This is a genomic window from Acidisphaera sp. S103, assembly GCF_009765975.1.
GTDB lineage: Bacteria > Pseudomonadota > Alphaproteobacteria > Acetobacterales > Acetobacteraceae > Rhodopila.
The window spans coordinates 1-854 of sequence record NZ_LMUJ01000037.1 but is presented as its reverse complement, the minus strand read 5'-3'; the positions used below and the strand labels follow the sequence as shown (position 1 = coordinate 854).

At 58.7% G+C, this 854-nt stretch carries 1 protein-coding gene; it reads right to left on the bottom strand.

Going from position 1 to position 854, the window contains the following annotated elements; all coding sequences use genetic code 11:
- A partial coding sequence (locus tag GSQ89_RS10005) for an Ig-like domain-containing protein (protein WP_216856096.1) occupies window positions 1-854 on the bottom strand: 854 nt, incomplete at both ends.

Genomic DNA, 854 nt, shown 5'->3' with positions numbered 1-854 from the left:
GTGTCACCACCGGATTATTGGCCGAGCTAAATCGTACCCAGATCGGATCGTCGAAGGCTTCGGATTGCGGGATCAGGTTCTGGACTGTCTGTGTCGCCGCCTGGGTATAGATATTCCCGTCGGAAGCCGTGTAGGTAAAGATATCCTGCACCGTTTGGCCATTGGTCAAGGCGAGCACATTCGCCTGACTGTCGGCAAGGGTGTAGGTGTACTGCCCATTCGGCTGGATAACGAGCGTGCCGTAGGTCCCCCCGATCGTCGTTGTGCCGTTCACGGCGATGCCATCTATCGTTGCAACGCTTAGCGTCTTGCCTGCACCGTCCGTGTCGTTGGCAAGCACATTGCCCGTGGCAATTAACGTGCCGCCCTCAGCCACCGAAGCCGTATCCGGCGCCGCCACCGGGGTATTGCCCGTGACATCAACGGTGAGCGTGGAACCCACGACGATCGGGACGGTGACGTTGACGGTGGTGGTGACAGGGCTGCCGCTGGTAGGAACGTAAGGCTCAACCGTAGACCCCGGATTGAGTTGTGCCCCCCAGAATTCAAACGTACCAGTTGTCGATTGCGCAACATCGTGCATCAGCGCGACGTTTGAAAAGGTATTGCCGTCGCCGGTGAAGGTCAGGCTGACCTGCTGCCACGTTCCGGTGGCGAGTTCGGTTTGTGTGACGTCGGTGTTGGTCGATCCGTTGTAGTAGTTCAGAGCAAAATCACCATCGCCACTGATCAACCGTACCCATACGCTGAAGGTGTAGGTGCCCGCCACGTTCGTCTGGTAGAAAAGGCCGGAATCGGGGCTCGTCAGTGTGACTGCGTCGGCCGTACTGGCGCCACCATTGGGACCGGTGTCA